The sequence below is a fragment of the Variovorax sp. W1I1 genome (assembly GCF_030815625.1).
In the GTDB taxonomy this organism is placed as follows: Bacteria; Pseudomonadota; Gammaproteobacteria; order Burkholderiales; family Burkholderiaceae_C; genus Variovorax; species Variovorax paradoxus_C.
On the sequence record NZ_JAUSWZ010000001.1, the window covers coordinates 1,455,352 to 1,474,513 of the forward strand.

Here is a 19,162-nt window from a genome sequence, read left to right on the forward strand (position 1 = left end):
AGGTTCCTCCTCGTTCAGTTGTTCGGTCGTCGTCAATCGTCTTCAGTCGTTCGCCTGGAAGTTCACGGCCTTCATGATGCCGGCCCAGCGTGTCGTGTCTTCGCGCATGGTCTTCAAAAGCGCGTCGCTGCCATCGGCGAGGGGGTACATGCCGTTCTGCAGCAGGAGTTGCCGCACCTCGCGCGTGTTCACGGCGCGGGTGAGTTCGGCGCGCAGCTTGTCGACGGTGGCAGGCGGTGTCTTCAGCGGTGCGTAGTAAGCGAACCATGCGGTCGCGACCACGTCCTTGTAGCCGGCCTCCACGAAGCACGGCAGGTTGGGCATGAGCGGCGAGCGCTTCTCGCCGCTGGTGGCCAGCACCTTCACGCGGCCCGAAGGCAGCATCTGCTGCGCGCCGCCGACGGTGTCGAAGTACACGGGCACGGTGCCGCCCATCAGGTCCTGCCGCGCGGGCGTGGAGCCGCGATAGGGCACGTGCACCATCTTCAAGCCGGCCGCGCGGTTGAGCATTTCGCCGAGAAAGTGCGAGGGCGTGCCCGCGCCGTAGGAGCCGAAGCTCAGCTTGTCGCCCTGTGCCTTGGCCCAGATGATGAATTCGGGAAGCGTGTTGGCGGGCACGTCCTTGTGCACGGTGAGCGCGAGTTCGAACCGGGCCGCGTTCAAGAGCGGAATGAAGTCCTTCACCGGGTCGTACGAGAGGTTGCGGTACGCGCTCGGGAACATCGTCATCATGCTGGCCGTGCCCAGCAGCAGCGTGTGGCCGTCGGGCGGCGCGGTCTTCACCGCTTCCACGGCGATGCGGCCCGCCGCGCCCGAACGGTTGTCGATGATGAGCGGGCCGAGCGAGTCGCGCACCTGCTGCGCGATGGCGCGGGTCAGCACGTCCTGCGTGCCGCCGGCCGGCACGCCGATCAGCACCTTGATCGGCTGGCCGGGCACGAAGGCTGGCTGCGCATGCGCAAGGTCGGCCAGCGGTGCGAGCGCCAGGCCGCCCAATGCGGCGAGTGCATGGCGGCGGTCGAAGGCAAGGCTGCTGCTGGGCATGGGCGGTTCTCCGGGTTCTCGGTCGATGGCGAACGACTTTAGAGACGCTACAGTCGATTGATCTAATCAACCATACCCCGGACTAACCCCAGATGCCCGCCGCCGCCACAGTCGATGCTGCCGCGCCACGCCGCCCGCTCGACGACCTGCTGCTCTACCGGATGTCGCGGCTGCTTTCGGTGGCGGGAAGCATGGTGATCCGGCTGTGCGAAGGGCGCTTCGGCATCACGCGGCGCGAGTGGCGGTTGATCGCGGTGCTGGCCAGCCGAGGCGAACTGAGCTCGTCGCAACTGGCCGAGCATGCGCAACTGGACCGGGCGCGCACCTCGAAGGCGGTGGGCTCGCTGGTCGCAAAGCAACTGATCTCGCGGGTGGCCAAGGCCGGCGATCGGCGGCAGGTGCAACTGGGCCTCACGGAAGCGGGGCAGGCGCTGTACGACGCGCTCTTTCCGCTGGTGACGAAGATCAATGGCGACCTGATGAAGGCGCTGGATGCGGACGATGCGGCGCGATTCGATGCCTCGCTTAATCTGCTGCAGGCCAAGGCCGAGCGGATGGTGCAGGAGGCCGTTTTGCCCAAGGCGGATCGGGGGCGGCGAGGGGCGAGCAGCAGCCCATCTTCATCCCGGTCGCCGTGACGTGACGCTTGAACCGGTCGCGATCCACTCGGCTAAGGCGTCTTGCCGAACCGAACCCGCAACCCGCTGCGCGGAAGATCCCGCATGAACGGCGGCACCGACAGCGCGAGCAGCAGCGCCGCCAACGGCACCACGCACACGAACCCCACGTGCGTGAAGCCGAGCGCGCCGACCACGCCGCCGAGCACGAACATGGCGATGAGCCCCGCGGCCCTGCGCATGCGGCTGCGGTCGTGTCGCACGGCGGGGGTGGTCGTGGAAGTGCTGTCGGGCTTGCGGTTCCAGTAGAGCAGCTTGCCGATTTCCATCCCCAGGTCGGTGATGTTGCCGGTCATGTGCGTGGTGCGGATGCTGCCTCCGGAGGTCTTGGAGGCGACAGCGTTCTGCAGGCCCATGATGAAGGAAAGCAGCAGCACGGTGAGCGGCACAGCGAAGGGCGTGGCCCAGGTGAGGGTCACGGCGCCCATGAGGCCGAAGGGAAGCATCAACGCGGCCTCCAGCAGCAGCGGCAGCGCATACACGCTGTGCAGGCGCTGCTGCCGCCCCCAGTTCACCAGCACCGCGCACACGGCCGCGCCCGAGAGAAACGCCAGCACGGCTCCCAGCGCATTGAGCAGCAGCCGGGTGTTGCCCAGCACGAGCCCATCGGCCAGTTGAGAGGCGAAGCCGGTCATGTGCGAGGTGTACATGTGCAGCACCAGGAACCCGCCCGCGTTCACCGCGCCGGCATTGAAGGCCAGCAGCAGGCCCAGCGCCCGGTTGGTCGAGGGCGTGCGGTGCCGGCTGGTGAGAAAGCGCAGTCTTCGCATGGGGATGGGGCGCTGGGGTGGAGGCTTCCATTGTCGGCCTTCGGTCCGGTTCTCAGCCTATGCTCTGGCCGGCCCGGACAGGGCACTGCCCGGACAGGGCACTGACAAGAAGGAGAAGCCGATGAGTTCCATGGAAGAAGTCTGGGCGTACCGCGAGGAGACGCTCTATCCGCAGCTGTTCGGCGACAAGCGCAGCGGCATCTACGTGCTGGACTTCGATGTGTTCTCGTCGCTCGGCGCCGAGGACATCGACCCGGCCTGGCTGCACCTGGGCGTGTTCGAGTTCGAGCCGACGCCCGCGCGCAACTCGTGGCTCTACGTCACCTCCGGTGGGTCGACACCTTGGGGAACGGAGCCCGACGAATACGACCCCGAGGACTATTCATGGCTCGGCTCCGAACTGGTCATCGAGGTGGCGGAGCAGCCCGAGGACCAGTGGACGATCAAGCTCCTGCGCCGGGTGCTGGCCTTCAACGTGCTGCTCGCACACGGGCGCTTCGGCGAAGACAAGCCGCTGCTCGACTACGGCGACCGCATTCCGATGGGCGATGTGATCCGCGCGAAGGGGGCAGTGGGCCTGCGGAACATCGTGCTGGCCGAGCCGAAGCACTACCCCGCCACGGCGCAGCTGGCTTCGGGCAAGTTCGACTTTCTGCATGTGGTCGGCATCACAGATTCCGAGAAAGATTGGGCCAAGGCGCACAGCTCCGAAGCGCTGGTGCGGCTGCTCGAAGTGCACGGCGGCTTTCCAGTGACGGACCCGGGGCGCAAGGCCGTCGCCTGAAGCCAACCGGTTGCCGGCGTACGCCGCGAGTTGCTTGCCGCCGAGCGGAGATCACGCCTCCGGCGGTGGCGTGCGCAGCCGGGGCTCCCAGTCTTCCACGCTGCTGGACGCCACGCGCTTGCCGAACGTTCGCCGCCAGCGCTCGGCGAGCGCCGGCAATTCGGCGGCCAGTGCCCATTCGGGCGCAAAGCGCGCATCGCGCGAGAACAGCAGCGCGATGAGGCGGGACAAGGGCCACTGCGGATGGGGCCTCTCGACCAACGTCGCCTCTGCGCCGCTGCGCACCCAGCCGGGCTCCAGGGTGCGGTAGTACCAGCCCGTGCGGCCGCTCGCCTGCATTTCGCGCGCCGTGCCGGGCTCGCCGAAATGCACATCGAGTTTCCAGCAAGGCTGGCGGCCTTGCGACACCTGCACCAGTGCCTCGCCCAGGCGCACCACATCGCCGATGCAGACATTCGATTCGTCCCAGCCGCGCGTGGAGACGTTCTCGCCGAATGCACCGGCGTTGGCGAGCAGGTCGGCGCGGCCGCTGCGCGAAGCCCAATGCGCGTAGTGCTCCCGCGGGTAGTGGTGCACGGCTTTCTCGGGGCCGCCGTGAACGCGCAGGTCGGCCTGCGCATCGCCTTGCAGGCCGGTCGGCGAGAGCCACAGCGCACGGTCGGTGGCGGACTTGCGGATGCCGCTTGGCGAGCGGCCATCGGGCAGCGGGGCCACGGCGCCAACGAGCAGCGCGTCGATGGGGCAAGCGGACAGCGTCATGCGTTCGGGCTCCTTCAGGTGGCGCCGGTGGGGCACCCATCGTCGTCGCAACGTCCGGCGGCCTGCAAGGCGGACGGCGCCTGGTTCGACGGGTCTGCCGCCAGCGCCGTGGGTGCATCCTCCGCCGCCAACTGTCCGATGGCGCCGCCGAGCGCCATGTCATCCAGCAGCCCGAAGTGGCTCAGCCGGATGCGGCCGCGCCTGTCGATGAGCACGGTGCTCGGCGTGCCCTGCAGCTGGTATTCGCGCATCGTGGCCGGAATGCTGCCTTGCGAAGGGGTGTCGATGCCGATCGGAAAGGTGTAGCGGTATTCGTGCACGAACGCGTCCAGCGCCGCGGCCGTCATGACGTCGTGGTGCTCGAAGACCGTGTGCAGCCCGATCACGGCCACGTCGCTGGCCGCGAAGAGCTGGCGCGTCTTCTTCGCTTGCGGCAGCGCGTGCGACACGCAGGCCGGGCACAGCATCTGGAAGGCATGCAGCACCACCACCCGGCCGCGCAGCGATTCAAGCGTGAGGGGCACCTCGGTGTTGAGCCAGCGGCTGACCTGCAGGGCCGGTGCTTCGGCGAAGGTTGTGAACATGTCGGGGCTCCTTTCTTCGAGGCCGGGGGCGCAGTGGATCAGTGGACCAGTGGATGTCAGGCGGCCGTGCGCAGCTTCACGCCCGGAAAATCGACCGGCACCTCGAGCGCCACGTTCACATAGTTGGTGAAGAGATTCAAGGCCACGTGCGCCACGATCTCCACGATGTGCGCGTCGTCGAAGCCCGCTGCGCGCAGTGCCTGCACGTCGGCCGCATCGACCTGGCCGCGCGCGTCGACGAGCTTCAGCGCAAAGCGCAGCGCCGCGGCCGTGCGCGGGTCGGCCGATTCACCGGCCTGCGCGGCCGCCATGTCCGCCGCCGACGCGCCGGCCTTGCGGCCCAGCGCGGTGTGCGCCGCCAGGCAGTAGTGGCAGGCGTTGCGGTCGGCCACGGCCACGGCGATCTGCTCGCCCAGTTGCGCGGGGATCACGCCGCCGCCGAGTGCGCCGAACGCGCCCCACATGCTCTTGAGCGCCGCCGGTGAATTGGCAACGGCGCGGAACATGTTGGGCGTTGCGCCGAAGGCGCCGTGGATCTGCGAGAGCAGGGCCTTGGCTTCGCCGGTGGCTGCGGTGTCGGAGACGAGTTCGATGCGAGACATGGTGCGGTCCTTTGAAGTGATGTGATGGAACGAGTGTCTGCGCGGGCGGCGTATGATTTGGATGATTTTGTCCATATAAGATACCTTTTCGTCCAATGCCAAACGTCGCTGCCGCCGCCGCCGCACCGCCTCTCGATCGTCTGTCAGCCTTGCTGGAGCGCTTTCATGTGCGCGCGCACCTGTTCCATGCCGGTCCGTTGTGCGGCGTGACGACCTTCGCCGCCAAGGAAGGGCGCGGCTTCCTGCATGTGCTGCGCCGCGGCGAGATGGTCGTCACGCATCGGGCGCGCGCGGGCGTGCCGCGCAAGGTGGTCGTGAAGGAGCCGACCCTGCTTTTCTACCCGCGGCCGCTCGCGCACGATTTCCACAACGCCCCATCCGAAGGATCGGATTTCGTCTGCGCCACGCTCGACTTCGAGGGCGGCGGCGCGCATCCGCTGGTGCGTGCGCTGCCCGCGCTGATCCGGCTTCCGCTGCACGCAGTCGATGGCCTCGAACAGTCGCTCGCACTGCTTTTCGCGGAGACCACCCGGGTGCAGTGCGGGCACCGGCTGCTGGCGGACCGGCTCTTCGAGGTGGTGCTGATCCAGTTGCTGCGCTGGCTGCTCGATCATCCGGAGCGCGCCGACTTGCCCCCGGGGCTGCTCACGGGGCTGGGCGACCCGCCACTCGCGCGCGTGCTCGTCGCGCTGCACGAGCAACCCGGCGAGCCCTGGATGCTCGAGCAGATGGCCGCGAAGGCGGGCATGTCGCGCAGCGCCTTCGCCGCCCGCTTCAAGGCGGTGGTGGGCGCCACGCCGGCGGACTACCTCGCCAACTGGCGCCTGACCATTGCGCAGGCCGCACTGGTCGGCGGCGCATCGGTGAAGACGGTGGCCGACGAACTCGGCTATGCCAACGCATCGGCGCTGTCCCGGCTCTTTGCGCAGAAGCTGGGCGCATCGCCGCGCGAGTGGCTGGCGCGGCAGTCCTAGCCAGGCCAGCGCGCCCGTGCCGTTGCTGCGGAGTCAGCCGCCCACGTACGCCGCGAGGTGCTTGCCCGTCAACGTCGCACGCGCCTTCACCAGATCCGCCGGCGTGCCTTCGAACACGACCTTCCCGCCGTCATGCCCCGCGCCGGGCCCGAGGTCGATGATCCAGTCCGCATGCGCCATCACCGCCTGGTGGTGCTCCACCACGATGACCGACTTGCCCGCATCGACCAGCCGGTCGAGCAGGCCGAGCAGTTGCTCGACATCGGCCAGGTGCAGGCCGGCGGTCGGCTCGTCGAGCACGTAGATGCCGCCTTTCTCGGCCATGTGCGTGGCGAGCTTCAGGCGCTGGCGCTCGCCGCCCGAAAGCGTGGTGAGCGGCTGGCCGAGGCTCAAGTAACCGAGGCCGACGTCGGCGAGCCGTTCGAGGATGGCGTGCGCGGCCGGGGTGTGCGCATCGCCCGCGCCGAAGAACTCGGTGGCCTCGGTGACGGACATGGCGAGCACTTCGCTGATGTCGCGCTTGCCGAGCTTGTGCTCGAGCACCGAGGCGTGAAAGCGCTTGCCTTCGCACTCCTCGCAGACCGTGGCGACGCCGGCCATCATCGCGAGGTCGGTGTAGATGACGCCCGCGCCGTTGCACGCGGGGCAGGCGCCTTCGGAGTTGGCGCTGAAGAGCGCGGGCTTCACGCCGTTGGCCTTGGCGAAGGCGTTGCGGATCGGATCGAGCAGCCCGGTGTAGGTCGCGGGGTTGCTGCGCCGCGAGCCGCGGATCGAACCCTGGTCGACCGACACCACGCCCGCGCCTGCGGGAATGGACCCATGCACCAGCGAGCTCTTGCCCGAGCCCGCCACGCCGGTCACGACGACGAGCACGCCGAGCGGCACGTCGACGCTGACGTTGCGCAGGTTGTGCGCCTTTGCGCCACGGATCGGCAGCTTGCCGCTGGGCGTGCGCACCTTCTTCTTGAGCGTGGCGCGGTCATCGAGATGCCGGCCGGTGAGGGTGGTGCTCGCGCGGAGTTCATCGACCGTGCCCTCGAAGCAGATGGTGCCGCCCGCTGAGCCCGCGCCAGGGCCGAGGTCCACCACATGGTCCGCGATCGCGATGGCCTCGGGCTTGTGCTCCACCACGAGCACGGTGTTGCCCTTGTCGCGCAGCCGCAGCAGCAAATTGTTCATGCGCTGGATGTCGTGCGGATGCAGGCCGATGGTCGGCTCGTCGAAAACGTAGGTCACGTCGGTGAGCGAGGAGCCGAGGTGGCGGATCATCTTCGTGCGCTGCGCCTCGCCGCCCGAGAGCGTGCCCGAGGGGCGGTCGAGACTCAGGTAGCCGAGACCGATTTCCACGAACGAGTCGAGCGTGTGCGCGAGCTTCTCGAGCAGCGGCGCGACCGAGGGTTCGTCGAGGCCGCGCACCCATTCGGCGAGGTTGCTGATCTGCATCGCGCAGGCGTCGGCGATGTTGATCTTCTTGATCTTGGAAGACCGCGCGCCTTCGCTCAGCCGCGTGCCGTTGCATTCGGGGCAGGTGCTGAAGGTGACGGCGCGCTCCACGAAGGCGCGGATATGCGGCTGCATCGCATCGACGTCCTTCGCGAGGAATGATTTCTGCACCTGCGGAATCAGCCCCTGGTAGGTGAGGTTGATGCCATCGACCTTGATCTTGGTCGGCTCCATGCGAAGCAGCGCATCGAGCTCTTTCTTGGTGAACTTGCGGATCGGCTTGTCGGGGTCGAAGAAGCCGCAGCCGTTGAAGATGCGGCCGTACCAGCCCTCCATGCTGAAGCCCGGAATGGTGAGCGCGCCTTCGTTGAGCGATTTGCTGTCGTCGTAGAACGCCGTCAGGTCGAAGTCCGTCACGGCGCCCCGGCCCTCGCAGCGCGGGCACATGCCGCCGGTGCGGTTGAAGGTCTGCTTCACCGTCTTGCTGGCGCCGCGCTCCACGGTGATGGCGCCGGTCGCCTTCACCGAGGGCACGTTGAAGGCAAAGGCGCTCTGCGGGCCGATGTGCGGCTTGCCGAGGCGGCTGAAGAGAATGCGCAGCATCGCGTTGGCATCGGTCGCGGTGCCGACGGTGGAGCGCGGGTCGCCGCCCATGCGCTCCTGGTCCACGATGATCGCGGTCGTGAGGCCGTCGAGCACATCGACCTCGGGCCGCGCGAGCGTCGGCATGAAGCCCTGCACGAAGGCGCTGTAGGTTTCGTTGATGAGCCGCTGCGACTCCGCGGCGATGGTGCCAAAGACCAATGAGCTTTTGCCCGAGCCCGAGACGCCGGTGAACACGGTGAGCCGGCGCTTGGGCAACTCGACGCTGATGTCCTTCAGGTTGTTCACGCGCGCGCCCTGCACGCGGATCATGTCGTGGTGGTCGGCGGGGTGGGGCGTGGTCTTCGGCGTTTGCTTCGGCGTGTCCTTCTTCGGGGCTTTGCTGCTGCTCATCAGGTCTCCATCGTTTTCTTTTTGTCGGGCGGTTCAGCGCAGTTGCTGGATGCGGATCATGTTGCCCGCCGGATCGCGCACCGCGCAATCGCGCACGCCGTACGGCTGCTCGGTCGGTTCCTCGACGATCTCTGCGTCGGCGGCCTGCAGTTTCGCGAAGGCGGCGTCCAGGTCCTGGGTGGCCAGCAGCATCGTGGCGTAGGTGCCCTTGGCCATCATCTGGGTGATGGTGCGGCGCTCTTCGTCGGTGATGCCGGGTGTGGCGGCCGGCGGGTACAGCACGATGGAAACGCCGGGCTGGCCCACGGGGCCGACGGTGATCCAGCGCATGCCGCCGTAGCCGACGTCCTTGCGGATCTCGAAGCCGAGGGTGTCGCGGTAGAAGGCCAGCGAGCTCTCTGCGTCGCTGTGGGGAAGAAAGGTCGAGTGGATGGTGATGTCCATGGCAATGGTGCTAGTTGGGTTCGGCCCGCGATGCTAATTCCGGCTGTGGCGCCGGCGCTTCTCGATTCCTGATCGGTCGCGTCACCTGCCTCGCCACGCACGACGGCATGCCCTCGGTCGTGTTCGCGTCCTGCCGGCGGTAGACGCCGGGCGGCACGCCGACCAGTTCGGTGAAGCGGGTGGTGAAGGTGCCCAGCGACCCGCAGCCGACCGCGAAGCACACCTCGGTCACGCTCATGTCGCCGCGGCGCAGCAGGGCCATCGCGCGCTCGATGCGCCGGGTCATGAGGTAGGCGTAGGGCGGCTCGCCGTAGGCGATGCGGAACTGGCGGCTCAGGTGGCCGGCGGACATGCCCGCATGGCGCGCGAGCGTCTCGACGTCCAGCGGCTGCGTGTATTCGCGATCGATGCGGTCGCGCACGCGGCGCAGCGTGGCGAGGTCGCGCAGTTGCTGCGCTTCGGTGGGTCTGCCGGTCATCCGCGGGATCGTGCCACGGTGCGCCGGCGCGCTCAAGCCGCCCGCGAGGCGGCTACGAATCTTCGGAGTCGGCCGGTCAGGCGCCGGCCAAGGCAGGCGAAGTGGCCGAGCTGGGAGCCATCGGCGGATCGGCCTCGACGCGCATCTTCGGCAGGAACTGCGGGTACTCGCGCTGCATGAATTCGATGAGCCCCTCGCGCACGCTGCAGCGCAGATCGAAGGCCAGGCCCGAGGTGGCGGCGGTGCAGAGCACGCGGACCTGCATCGTGCGCTCGGTGGTGTCGGTCACGCGCAGGTTGAAGAAGCGGCCATCCCATTCGGGCGCGGCCTTCACGATGCGCTCGACCTCGGCGCGCAGAGGCGCGAGCGGCATGCCGTAGTCGAGGTAGATGAACACCGAGCCGAGCAGCTGCGCCGAGTGGCGCGTCCAGTTCTGGAACGGTTTCTCGATGAAATAGCTGAGCGGCAGGATGAGGCGCCGCTCGTCCCAGATCTTGAGCACGACGAAGGTGCCGGTGATCTCTTCCACGCGGCCCCATTCGCCTTCGACCACCAGCACGTCGTCGATGCGGATCGGCTGCGCGAGCGCGATCTGCAGGCCCGCGATGAGGTTGCTGAAGACCGGCTTGGCCGCAAGGCCGGCCACGATGCCGATCACGCCGGCCGAGGCCAAAAGGCTCGCGCCGACCTGGCGTGCGCCCGGAAAGGTCATGAGCATCATCGCGCCGCCGGCCACCATGACCACCGTCATCGCGGTGCGCGCGAGCACGCGCGTTTGCGTGAGCACGCGGCGCGCCTGCAGGTTGTCGGCCACGTCCGAGGGGTGCTGCGCGAGCACGCCGTCGGCAAAGCCGCTGATGGCGCGCACCAGCAGCCATGTGGTGGCCGCGATGAGCAGCAGGCCGGTGAGGTGCCGCACGTTCGCGATGAAGCGCAGGTCGTCGGGGGCGGCCTGGAACACCAGCAGCAGCGCCAGGAGCGGCAGCGCCAGCCTTGCCGCCGGCTGGATGTTGACGACCATCGCATGCACCGCGGGCACGGGCCGGGTGATGCGGCGCAGCACAAGGCCGCCGATGCGGTGGACAAGAAGGGCGAGCGGAACGGCGACGAGGACGGCAAGCCAGGTGCCGAACCAGGGGTGGGCAAGGATCTCGTGGGTCATCAGGCGGTGGTGGTAGCTGTTGCTTCTGTTGTCTCGTTCAGAGGTTGAAGAATCCGCGCCGCGTCGTCGCGCAGCTGCGTGGCAAGGGCCGTCGCCAGGTCGAGTCGGCGCAGCAGCCAGGGGCTGATGTCGTTGTCGAACGGATCGGGCAGGGGAATCGGGCCGCCCACCGTGGTGGAGCCCGGACTCTCGGGTTGAGAGGGGCCGGTGGTCGGCATAGTTCCGATGGCGGCCTCGATTCGTTGCGCAGTGCGCGCGAGCGGGCCCTCGACCTCGCCCGGCGTGAGGCGGTCGCGCCGCAGCACAAGCATCGATTTGACGGCGCTCAGCTGCGCGAGCATCTGGTAGCTGTGGGCCTGCAGGTGCTCCAGCGGTTCCAGCGGCGGCTGCACCGCGCGCGGCTCGGAGAGGGCGCGCTGCGTGGCCTGAACCAGCGCCGAGAGGCTGTCGAAGGCCTCGCGGCGCGCGAGCCGCCATTCGAGCTCGGGGCTGCTGTCGATGGCCTGCAGTTGGCCGAGGCCGAGCGCAAGGCGCGCATGCCGGGCCTGCGCGGTGAGCACGCGCGCCACCAGCGCGGGGATCTGCGTGCGCTCCCACGAGGGCAGCACGTAGCAGAAGCCCCAGGCGAGCGCGGCGCCGATGAGCGTGTCTGCGATGCGCTCGAACAGCGCGAAGATGGGCGCGGTGCCGGTGTTCAGCATGTGCGCCTGCACGAGGCCGAGGACCGTGGCCGCCACCGCGGTGATGAGGTAGCGCCGCACCGCGAAGCTGTGCGCAATGGCCTGCGCGACAGTCACGATGACCAGCAGCCACAGCGCTGACGGGTGCGCCGAAAGCAGACCCACCGCGAGCACGCAACCGAGCAGCGTGCCGGCCACGCGGGCGTTGCGCCGCTCCAGCGTCTGCGAGAGGCTGCCGCGCAGCACCACGACGATGGTCAGCAATATCCAGTAATCGTGCGAGCCCCAGGGCATCGACACCGCGATGGCATAGCCGGCGGCAATGGCCAGCGCGGCACGGATCGCGTGGCGCAGCGGCGGCTGGTCCCAGCGCCACAGCGTGAAGAAGGGGCGCCAGGTCCAGTCGGTCGGGCTCACGAAGAGCTGCCAGTTGGCGCGCACCACGGCGAGGTTGGGCTCGGCATCGCCGCGCGCCATGGCCGACAGGCGCAGCACCTCGTCGTTGATGTGGCCGATGCGGCTCGCAAGGCCGCGCGCGAGCATCGCGGCGGTCGGGCCCGACAGATTCGGATGGCCGTGGTGGTGCTCGTCGTCCGCAGTCACGTGGATGGCCGCGAGGCGCGGGCGGCGGTCGGTCACCGGGTCGGGGTGGCGGCCCAGCATGAGCGCGTCCGCGAGGGCGATGGTTTCGTCGGAAAGCTCTTCGAGCACGCGGCGCATTTCGATCAGCGCATCGGCGTGAGCGGGGTGGGCCAGCAGCGCGTCGAGGTCGAGTTCGCTTGCGAGCAACTGGTCGCGCATCTCGAGCACGATCACCAGCATGGCCGCGAGGCGCTGGCGGCGCGGCGTGCGGGGCGATTCAAGGACGATGTCGCGCGTGGCCTGTAGTTGGTCGGCCAATGCGGCCTGTTCTCGCAGCAACTGGCCCAGCACCGGAGCGGGCGTGTCGCGGATGTCGCGGGTTTCGTCCTGCGGGGTGAACTGGCCGGCCTCCGTGCGCATGAGCGCGGCCAGCGAATAGAGCACGTCGGCCACCGACTGGGTGCGAAAGCGCCCGTTCAGCGCGAGGTTCGCGAGCGTCGCCCAGATCACGTACAGCCCCGCGCCCAGCCCGAAATGCCAGGTGCGCAGGATGGCCTCGGCCATGTCGACCGGCGCGGGCGTGGCCATCGAGAAGATCATCGAGAACATCACCGCGATGGCGATGGGAATGCCGCGCTTGCCCCAGGCCATGGCGAGGAACGCCATGAAGGTGGCCGGCACCAGCAGCAGGCCAAGGCGGATGGGCGCGGTGTGCAGCATCTGCACCGCGAAGAACAGCGGCAGGCCGATGAGCGGCGCCGGCAGCATCTGGAAGAACTTGCCGCGGCGCGGGCCGGGCAGGTCGGGCGGCGCGGTGACGATCACGCCGGTGGCCGCGGCCGACGCGGCGATGGTGCCGAGCCAGAGGTGCACGCCACCCGAAATGAACAGGAGGCCGAGCGCGACGGTGAGCCCGCTCGCCACGTAGTGGCTGAGCGCAATGCGCAACGCGGCTCGGACCCGGACGGCTGCGCTGGGCCCCGTCATCACTTGGCGGGAGCGTCGCCCTCGGAGGGGCTACCGGCGGCAGGGGCGTCGCGGCGGATGCGGGTGAGCTTGCGCTGCACTGGCTTGGGTGCCACGGCAGGTGCTTCACCCTCGGCCGCCTCGTCGGCGAAATCGGCCACCGTGCTGCGGGCGTAGAGATCGACCGAGGCGTCGTCGGCATTCGACTTGGTCGAGGCCGAGACGGCGCGCACGCGGTCGCTGGCGCGCAGCTTGTCGTCCACGTTGGCGAACTTCGAGTACTTGGCGAGCAGCGGCACGATCTGGCCGTAGATGCGCGGGGCGCCGGCCAGGCACTCGCGCTGCTCGAGGAATTCGGGCTCGCCGGTGAAGTTGCCGATCAGGCCGCCGGCCTCGGTGACCAGCAGCGAACCCGCGGCCACGTCCCAGGGATTGAGGCCGGTTTCGAAGAAGGCGTCGGTGAAGCCGGCGGCCACGTAGGCGAGGTCCAGGGCCGCAGCGCCGGGGCGGCGCAGGCCGGCCATGCGGGGCATCATGTCCGCCATGATGGCCAGGTACTGCTTGAAGTTGTCGCCCGAGCGGAATGGGAAGCCGGTGGACACCAGGCACTCGCTCAGCTTGGTGCGCTTGGAGACGCGGATGCGCCGGTCGTTCATGTAGGCGCCGCGGCCCTTGGTGGCGGTGAAGAGGTCGTTGCGGCTCGGGTCATAGATGACCGCCTGCTCGATCTTGCCGCGCACCGACAGCGCGATCGACACGCAGTAGACCGGGAAGCCGTGAATGAAATTGGTGGTGCCGTCGAGCGGATCGATGATCCAGACGTAGTCGGAATCTTTTGCACCGTGTTCGGTGCCCGATTCTTCGGCCAGGATGCCGTGCCCCGGGTATGCGCCAAGCAGCGTTTCGATGATGACCTTCTCGCTGGCGTGATCGACTTCGGTGACGAAGTCGTTGACGTGCTTTTGCGAGACGCGGACCGATTCGACGTCGAGGGCGGCGCGGTTGATGATGGCGCCGGCGGCGCGTGCGGCCTTGACGGCCACATTGAGCATGGGATGCAGGTTGGGGGACGACATTCTGGATTGTGAGAAGAACGGTGGGAATGGTCCCCAAAATGCGAGCTCTTGGTGACCCTGCGACCCGGCGATGCGGGCGGCGAGAATCGGGCATTTTACCGGCTCTGCCCCGTTAGTGTCTCCAAACCCCCCATGCGCACCCGTTTCATCCTGATCCAAACCAGCCACGCCGGCAACGTGGGCGCCGCCGCCCGCGCCATGAAAACCATGGGTTTCGACGACCTCGTGCTGGTGGCGCCGCGCTGGGCCAACGTGCTGCGGCGGGAAGAAACCATCCAGCGCGCGAGCGGCGCGCTCGACGTGCTGACCAACGCCCGCGTCGTCGAGACGCTGGACGAAGCGCTCGACGGCGTGACCCATCTGTGCGCCACCGCCATGATCCCGCGCGACTTCGGTCCGCCCACGCGCACGCCGCGTGAACACCTGGAGCCGCTGGCGAAAGCGGGCGATGCGCAGCATGTGGCCTTCCTGTTCGGCTCCGAGCGTTTCGGGATGCGCAATGAGGATGTCTACCGCTGCAATGTGGCCCTGAGCATTCCGACCGACCCGAAATTCGGCTCGCTGAACCTGGGCGCGGCCATCCAAGTGGTGGCCTATGAATGGCGGCTGGCGCTCGGCGGGTATGAGGTGCGCGACGCCACGGCACCCGCGCAGGCGGCCGATGCGCAATCGGTGGCGGGCATGCTCGATCACTGGGAGCGCTCGCTGGTGGACATCGGCTTTCTCGATCCGGCCGCACCGAAGAAACTGATGCCGCGGCTGCAGCAGTTGTTCAACCGGGCCCAGCCGACACCCGAGGAAATCCACATCCTGCGCGGCATCGCCAAGGCCATGACTGACACCGCCAAAGGCCCAAAGGGCGGTTCTTCGAGTTAAAACCCCATCGAAAGTACGCGAAGACACCGGGCTTTAGACTGCCCGCCCACTATCGATATAACGACAACAAGGGCAGCGATGTTCTCTCGACTGCGCGCCGACATCCGGTGCATCCTCGAACGCGACCCGGCGGCCCGCAGCGCCTGGGAAGTGATGACGGTCTACCCGGGCTTCCATGCCGTGGTGCTGCATCGCTGGGCGCATGCCTGCTGGACGCACGGATTCAAGTGGCCTGCCCGCTTCATCGCGCACTGGGCGCGCTGGATGACCGGCATCGAGATCCATCCCGCAGCCAAGATCGGCGAGCGCGTGTTCTTCGACCATGCGATGGGCGTGGTGGTCGGCGAGACGGCCGAAATCGGCGACGGCTGCACCATCTACCAGGGCGTGACGCTGGGCGGCACCTCGCTCTACAAGGGCACCAAGCGCCATCCGACGCTGGGAAAGAACGTGGTCGTGAGCGCGGGCGCCAAGGTGCTGGGCGGCTTCGTCGTCGGCGATGGCGCCAAGATCGGCAGCAACGCGGTGGTCATCAAGCCGGTGCCGGCCGGGGCGACGGCGGTGGGCATTCCCGCACGCATCATTCCGTCGAAGGCGGGCGAGAGCGCCGATGTGTCCGCGCCGCAGAAGTTCTCCGCCTATGGCATCACGCAGGAAGACGATCCGCTGAGCCAGGCCATGCGCGGGCTGATCGACAACGCGTCGAGCCAGGAGCACCAGATCGCGCTGCTGTGGCAGGCGATCGAGAAGCTCTCGGCGCAGCCGGGCAGCAAGGACTGCGTGCCCGGCGATGCGGCGCGGGGTGAGTGCTTCGAGGCGGAGAAGCTGACGCAGTTGGTGGGGAAGTAGCGGGGCTCTCGGAGGATTGCCGAGTTCCCGAGCGCCTGCAGACATCAGGCATCGGCGAGACAATCGCGGCGCTTTTGCTTTGACCACCCGGCGCGCGGTGGCAAGAAACCGAGCTCTCTCCCCATGTCATCCCCGCCCGCCGCTTCGACTTCCACGTCTTCCCCCACGCCCCCTTTCTCCCTGTGGCGCATCGCCATACCGGCTTTTGCCCCCTCGCTTTTGTTCGGCTTGGGCGAGGGCGCCATCCTGCCGATCGTGCCGCTGACGGCGCGCGACCTGGGTGCTTCCGTGCCCATGGCCGCGCTGGTGATCGCGATGATCGGCATCGGCTCGCTCTTCAACAACATCCCCGCCTCGATGATCACCATGCGCTGGGGCGAGCGCTGGGCCATCGTCGCGGCGGGTGTGTGGAGCGGCCTTGGCATGCTCCTTTGCGTGCTGACCTCGCACCTGGGCCTGTTCGCCACGGGCTGCTTCATGGTGGGCATGTCGCAGGCGGTCTACAACCTCGCGCGCCAGAGCTACATGACCGAGGCGGTGCCCATCGAATACCGTGCGCGGGCCTTGTCGACACTGGGCGGCGTCATGCGCATCGGCATGTTCGCTGGGCCGTTTCTCGCGGCTGCGGCCGTGCATGCGTTCGGCCTCTGGGCGGCCTATGTGGTCGGCATCGTGGCGGTGATGGCGGCCGCGGCCATCGGCGCGCGCATCCCCGACCTGGAAGCTCCGCCGGTCCCTGCCGGGCAGGCCACGCCGGCTTCGACCTCCATCGTCTCGACGCTGCGCGATCACCGCCGTGTGTTCCTCACGCTCGGTATCGGCGTGGTGCTGGTGAGCGCGGTGCGCGCTTCGCGCCAGGCCGTGATTCCGCTGTGGGCCGACCACCTGATGCTCGCGCCCTCGGTGGCGTCGCTGATCTACGGCCTGGCGGGCGGCATCGACATGCTGGTGTTCTATCCGGCCGGCAAGGTGATGGACAGGAAAGGCAGGCGCTGGGTCGCAGTGCCGTCGATGCTGATCATGGGGCTGGCCATGCTGCTGATGCCCCTCACGACTGGCGTCGTGACGCTGCTGATCGCTTCCCTCGCAATCGGGTTCGGCAACGGCATCGGCTCGGGGATGATCATGACCTTGGGCGCCGACCACTCGCCGCGCCACGGGCGCGCGCACTTTCTCGGCATCTGGCGGTTGATGTCCGACATCGGGTCTTCATGCGGGCCGGCGCTGCTGTCTCTCCTGGCGGGTGGCTTGTCGCTTGCGGCGGGGATCGCGGCGACCGGGCTGATCGCCTTTGCTGCGGCGGGGATGCTGGGGTATTGGATTCCGCGGCATGGGAGTGCGGGTGGCAAGGGGCGGGGAGTGGCGAGGTAGTCCCGCTCGACAACGAACACGGGTGAAGGACGAGCCAGTGCAACCTGCCGTCTGTTAGCCGTTCAGTACCAGCGACCCCTGCGGATACTGCGCGCACATGAAGTCGACGAACGCCCGAACCTTCGGCGCCGGCAGTCGCCTCGATGTATGCAGCACCCAGAGCGCGACCTCCGCGCCTGAAACCATGCCCCACTGAACCAGTTCTCCGCGCGTCAACTGGTTCCACGCAATGGACTGCGGTATCAGGGCAGCGCCCGCACCGGCGATAGCAGCGTCGCGAATCATCAGGAACGACGAAAGCCTCAGCCGCGGGATCGGCTCCAGGACCAGGCGTCCGTCGTCGAGCGTCCAGTTCCCGTCTTGAAAGCTCGTTGAAACGATGCCGGGAACCGGGCTTACCTTGCCTGGTTTCGGCATGGGCACCGAGGGCGCGGCCACGACCACCAGCCGGTCCTTGGCAAAGCACCGGCCCACGAGGCTGCTGTCCGGCGCTGGATTGATCCGGATCGCAGCATCGAACTGCTCCTCGACGAGGTCGACCAGGCGATCGTCCGCCACCACCTCGCAGCTGACCTCCGGGTAGGCGGTGCAGAACTCGGCGGAGATGCGGCCCATCGCGAGCTGCGAGAACAGCACCGGCGAAGCGACACGCAAGCGCCCGCGCGGCACCGACAAGCCCTCGCGCGCGGACGTCATGGCGTCGGCCACTTCGTGCATCGGTCCTTCGGTGCGGTCCATCAGCATCTGCCCGGCCTCCGTGAGCTTGAGCCCGCGGGCGCTGCGCTCGATGAGCCGCACGCCGAGTTGCTCTTCCAGGTCGGCGATGCGCCGGGACAGCGTCGCCTTCGATCTGCCGCTCGCGCGGCTTGCTTTGCCGAGCCCGCCGTTCATGGCGACAAGCGCGAAGTCGCTCAATGCATTCAGGTCCATGGTGTTCCGAATTTGAAACGAGGTGTCTTCATTTTCGGGTCTTCGTTTTAGCAATGCAACGGCCTATCTTCTACCCATCGCAACTCAACTGGAGAAACTGAAATGACCACCACCCTCAACAACGACACGCAACGCGCTGTGCTGATCCGGGCCTATGGCGGCGCTGCCGCCGCCGAGATCGCCGACATCGCAAGGCCCACGGCCGGGCGGCAGGGCCAAGTCTTGGTCCGCGTCCGGGCTGCCGGCGTGAACGGCATCGACTGGAAGATTCGCGAAGGCTTCGTCCGGGACGCGTTCCCGCTGCAACTGCCCGCCGTGCTGGGCATCGAACTGGCCGGCGTCGTCGAAGCGCTCGGCGCCGGCGCCTCGCGTTTTCGCGTCGGCGATCGTGTGATGGGACCGCTCGGCGGCCTGGGCGCCTATGCCGAGTTCGTGGCGGTCGACGAGGCGAAGCTCGTGCGCACGCCGCAGGGCCTGGACGATGTGCACGCGGCCGCCATCCCTGTTGCGGCGGTGGCAGCCTGGCAAAGCCTGCACCACGCAGGTCCGATTGCCGCAGGCCAGCGAATCCTGATCCACGGCGCGGCGGGCGGGCTGGGCGGCTATGCCGTGCAGTACGCCAGGCAGGCAGGCGCCGAAGTCTTCGCGACGGCCTCGACCGCGCACCTCGACTACGTTCGCAGCCTGGGCGCGGACCACGTCATCGACTACCGCACCGAGCGCTTCGAATCGATTGCGCAAGACATCGACCTGGTGCTCGACTACGTCGGCGGCGAAGTGCTCGATCGCTCGTGGCAGGTGCTGAAGAAGGACGGCGCGATCGTCGGCACGTCATCGCCAGACATCCTTGCCCGCACGCCCGCCGGCCGCCGCGGGCTGTGGTTCATGAACCAGCCGGACACCGCGCTCCTGGAGCGGCTGGCGGCAGAGATCGCCCAAGGCACGCTGATCTCGAAGCTCGACGAAGTCGTGGGCTTCGACGACATCCCCGCGGCCATCGAACGCAATCGCACCGATCCGCGCATCGGCAAGGTCGTTGCGGACTTCTCGCGCTGATCGACCGAGTGACCTCCATTCCCTGTTTTCCCCTCAACCCGTTTTCCTTCAACCACCTG

The 19,162-nt window shown here is 68.1% G+C and carries 19 protein-coding genes; 7 read left to right on the forward strand and 12 right to left on the reverse strand.

Going from position 1 to position 19,162, the window contains the following annotated elements:
• Window positions 1–42: 42 nt before the first annotated feature.
• Window positions 43–1,044 (reverse strand): tripartite tricarboxylate transporter substrate binding protein, encoded by a 1,002-nt coding sequence (locus QFZ83_RS06830; RefSeq protein WP_307504217.1) that lies wholly within the window; start codon window positions 1,042–1,044, stop codon window positions 43–45.
• A 92-nt stretch (window positions 1,045–1,136) separates the two neighbouring features.
• Here QFZ83_RS06830 and QFZ83_RS06835 point away from each other — a divergent pair, with 92 nt between their 5' ends.
• Window positions 1,137–1,682 (forward strand): MarR family winged helix-turn-helix transcriptional regulator, encoded by a 546-nt coding sequence (locus tag QFZ83_RS06835; protein WP_307504219.1) that lies wholly within the window; start codon window positions 1,137–1,139, stop codon window positions 1,680–1,682.
• Window positions 1,683–1,714: 32 nt separating this feature from the next.
• Here the strand turns inward: QFZ83_RS06835 and QFZ83_RS06840 are convergent, their stop codons facing one another.
• Window positions 1,715–2,491: a YoaK family protein gene (locus QFZ83_RS06840; RefSeq protein WP_307504222.1), complete on the reverse strand. Its 777-nt coding sequence runs from the start codon at window positions 2,489–2,491 to the stop codon at window positions 1,715–1,717.
• 121 nt (window positions 2,492–2,612) lie between these two features.
• Between QFZ83_RS06840 and QFZ83_RS06845 the strand changes: the two genes are divergently transcribed.
• Entirely contained in the window at window positions 2,613–3,275 is a 663-nt protein-coding gene (locus QFZ83_RS06845; protein WP_307504223.1) for a suppressor of fused domain protein, read from the forward strand.
• Window positions 3,276–3,326: 51 nt separating this feature from the next.
• Here the strand turns inward: QFZ83_RS06845 and QFZ83_RS06850 are convergent, their stop codons facing one another.
• From QFZ83_RS06850 to QFZ83_RS06860, 3 genes are read right to left on the reverse strand one after another with little or no spacing between them, the layout of a single operon-like run.
• Window positions 3,327–4,034, reverse strand: a complete 708-nt coding sequence (locus QFZ83_RS06850; RefSeq protein ID WP_307504225.1) for an MOSC domain-containing protein — start codon at window positions 4,032–4,034, stop codon at window positions 3,327–3,329.
• Between the two features lie 14 nt (window positions 4,035–4,048).
• Window positions 4,049–4,618: a redoxin family protein gene (locus tag QFZ83_RS06855; protein ID WP_307504227.1), complete on the reverse strand. Its 570-nt coding sequence runs from the start codon at window positions 4,616–4,618 to the stop codon at window positions 4,049–4,051.
• Window positions 4,619–4,674: 56 nt separating this feature from the next.
• Window positions 4,675–5,220: a carboxymuconolactone decarboxylase family protein gene (locus tag QFZ83_RS06860; protein WP_013542492.1), complete on the reverse strand. Its 546-nt coding sequence runs from the start codon at window positions 5,218–5,220 to the stop codon at window positions 4,675–4,677.
• 95 nt (window positions 5,221–5,315) lie between these two features.
• On the opposite strand from QFZ83_RS06860, the gene QFZ83_RS06865 reads away from it, so the two are divergent.
• Window positions 5,316–6,194, forward strand: a complete 879-nt coding sequence (locus QFZ83_RS06865) for an AraC family transcriptional regulator (RefSeq protein WP_307504230.1) — start codon at window positions 5,316–5,318, stop codon at window positions 6,192–6,194.
• Window positions 6,195–6,227: 33 nt separating this feature from the next.
• Here QFZ83_RS06865 and QFZ83_RS06870 read toward each other — a convergent pair whose 3' ends face one another.
• The 6 genes from QFZ83_RS06870 to QFZ83_RS06895 all read right to left on the reverse strand — a co-directional run bounded on the left by QFZ83_RS06870 (window position 6,228) and on the right by QFZ83_RS06895 (window position 14,021).
• Window positions 6,228–8,633 (reverse strand): excinuclease ABC subunit UvrA, encoded by a 2,406-nt coding sequence (locus QFZ83_RS06870; protein ID WP_307504233.1) that lies wholly within the window; start codon window positions 8,631–8,633, stop codon window positions 6,228–6,230.
• Between the two features lie 33 nt (window positions 8,634–8,666).
• Window positions 8,667–9,077, reverse strand: a complete 411-nt coding sequence (locus QFZ83_RS06875; protein WP_307504235.1) for a VOC family protein — start codon at window positions 9,075–9,077, stop codon at window positions 8,667–8,669.
• Window positions 9,078–9,087: 10 nt separating this feature from the next.
• Entirely contained in the window at window positions 9,088–9,555 is a 468-nt protein-coding gene (locus QFZ83_RS06880; RefSeq protein ID WP_307504238.1) for a helix-turn-helix transcriptional regulator, read from the reverse strand.
• 76 nt (window positions 9,556–9,631) lie between these two features.
• Window positions 9,632–10,717 (reverse strand): mechanosensitive ion channel family protein, encoded by a 1,086-nt coding sequence (locus QFZ83_RS06885; protein ID WP_307504241.1) that lies wholly within the window; start codon window positions 10,715–10,717, stop codon window positions 9,632–9,634.
• Entirely contained in the window at window positions 10,717–12,966 is a 2,250-nt protein-coding gene (locus tag QFZ83_RS06890; protein ID WP_307504243.1) for an FUSC family membrane protein, read from the reverse strand. Before QFZ83_RS06890 ends, QFZ83_RS06885 begins: the two co-directional genes overlap by 1 nt.
• A complete protein-coding gene (locus tag QFZ83_RS06895; RefSeq protein WP_307504247.1) occupies window positions 12,966–14,021 on the reverse strand; it encodes an inositol monophosphatase family protein in 1,056 nt (351 codons plus the stop codon). The genes QFZ83_RS06890 and QFZ83_RS06895 overlap by 1 nt, the downstream gene beginning before the upstream one ends.
• A gap of 132 nt (window positions 14,022–14,153) precedes the next feature.
• Between QFZ83_RS06895 and QFZ83_RS06900 the strand changes: the two genes are divergently transcribed.
• The 3 genes from QFZ83_RS06900 (at window position 14,154) to QFZ83_RS06910 (ending at window position 17,117) form a co-directional block, all read left to right on the forward strand.
• Window positions 14,154–14,897 (forward strand): RNA methyltransferase, encoded by a 744-nt coding sequence (locus tag QFZ83_RS06900; RefSeq protein ID WP_307512644.1) that lies wholly within the window; start codon window positions 14,154–14,156, stop codon window positions 14,895–14,897.
• 57 nt (window positions 14,898–14,954) lie between these two features.
• Window positions 14,955–15,746, forward strand: coding sequence for a serine O-acetyltransferase (cysE, locus tag QFZ83_RS06905; RefSeq protein WP_307512645.1), 792 nt, complete (start codon window positions 14,955–14,957; stop codon window positions 15,744–15,746).
• 123 nt (window positions 15,747–15,869) lie between these two features.
• Window positions 15,870–17,117, forward strand: coding sequence for an MFS transporter (locus QFZ83_RS06910; RefSeq protein WP_307504250.1), 1,248 nt, complete (start codon window positions 15,870–15,872; stop codon window positions 17,115–17,117).
• A 54-nt stretch (window positions 17,118–17,171) separates the two neighbouring features.
• Here QFZ83_RS06910 and QFZ83_RS06915 read toward each other — a convergent pair whose 3' ends face one another.
• Complete coding sequence (locus QFZ83_RS06915) at window positions 17,172–18,047, reverse strand: LysR family transcriptional regulator (RefSeq protein ID WP_307504253.1); 876 nt, start codon at window positions 18,045–18,047, stop codon at window positions 17,172–17,174.
• Between the two features lie 102 nt (window positions 18,048–18,149).
• Here QFZ83_RS06915 and QFZ83_RS06920 point away from each other — a divergent pair, with 102 nt between their 5' ends.
• On the forward strand, window positions 18,150–19,103 hold the full coding sequence (locus QFZ83_RS06920; protein WP_307504256.1) for an NADP-dependent oxidoreductase: 954 nt from the start codon (window positions 18,150–18,152) through the stop codon (window positions 19,101–19,103).
• Window positions 19,104–19,162: the final 59 nt, after the last annotated feature.

Coding starts and splice junctions, on each gene's coding strand:
- QFZ83_RS06830 (WP_307504217.1), bottom strand. CDS start 1,044: ATGCCCAGCAGCAGCCTTGCCTTCGACCGCCGCCATGCACTCGCCGCA.
- QFZ83_RS06835 (WP_307504219.1), top strand. CDS start 1,137: ATGCCCGCCGCCGCCACAGTCGATGCTGCCGCGCCACGCCGCCCGCTC.
- QFZ83_RS06840 (WP_307504222.1), bottom strand. CDS start 2,491: ATGCGAAGACTGCGCTTTCTCACCAGCCGGCACCGCACGCCCTCGACC.
- QFZ83_RS06845 (WP_307504223.1), top strand. CDS start 2,613: ATGAGTTCCATGGAAGAAGTCTGGGCGTACCGCGAGGAGACGCTCTAT.
- QFZ83_RS06850 (WP_307504225.1), bottom strand. CDS start 4,034: ATGACGCTGTCCGCTTGCCCCATCGACGCGCTGCTCGTTGGCGCCGTG.
- QFZ83_RS06855 (WP_307504227.1), bottom strand. CDS start 4,618: ATGTTCACAACCTTCGCCGAAGCACCGGCCCTGCAGGTCAGCCGCTGG.
- QFZ83_RS06860 (WP_013542492.1), bottom strand. CDS start 5,220: ATGTCTCGCATCGAACTCGTCTCCGACACCGCAGCCACCGGCGAAGCC.
- QFZ83_RS06865 (WP_307504230.1), top strand. CDS start 5,316: ATGCCAAACGTCGCTGCCGCCGCCGCCGCACCGCCTCTCGATCGTCTG.
- QFZ83_RS06870 (WP_307504233.1), bottom strand. CDS start 8,633: ATGAGCAGCAGCAAAGCCCCGAAGAAGGACACGCCGAAGCAAACGCCG.
- QFZ83_RS06875 (WP_307504235.1), bottom strand. CDS start 9,077: ATGGACATCACCATCCACTCGACCTTTCTTCCCCACAGCGACGCAGAG.
- QFZ83_RS06880 (WP_307504238.1), bottom strand. CDS start 9,555: ATGACCGGCAGACCCACCGAAGCGCAGCAACTGCGCGACCTCGCCACG.
- QFZ83_RS06885 (WP_307504241.1), bottom strand. CDS start 10,717: ATGACCCACGAGATCCTTGCCCACCCCTGGTTCGGCACCTGGCTTGCC.
- QFZ83_RS06890 (WP_307504243.1), bottom strand. CDS start 12,966: ATGACGGGGCCCAGCGCAGCCGTCCGGGTCCGAGCCGCGTTGCGCATT.
- QFZ83_RS06895 (WP_307504247.1), bottom strand. CDS start 14,021: ATGTCGTCCCCCAACCTGCATCCCATGCTCAATGTGGCCGTCAAGGCC.
- QFZ83_RS06900 (WP_307512644.1), top strand. CDS start 14,154: ATGCGCACCCGTTTCATCCTGATCCAAACCAGCCACGCCGGCAACGTG.
- QFZ83_RS06910 (WP_307504250.1), top strand. CDS start 15,870: ATGTCATCCCCGCCCGCCGCTTCGACTTCCACGTCTTCCCCCACGCCC.
- QFZ83_RS06915 (WP_307504253.1), bottom strand. CDS start 18,047: ATGGACCTGAATGCATTGAGCGACTTCGCGCTTGTCGCCATGAACGGC.
- QFZ83_RS06920 (WP_307504256.1), top strand. CDS start 18,150: ATGACCACCACCCTCAACAACGACACGCAACGCGCTGTGCTGATCCGG.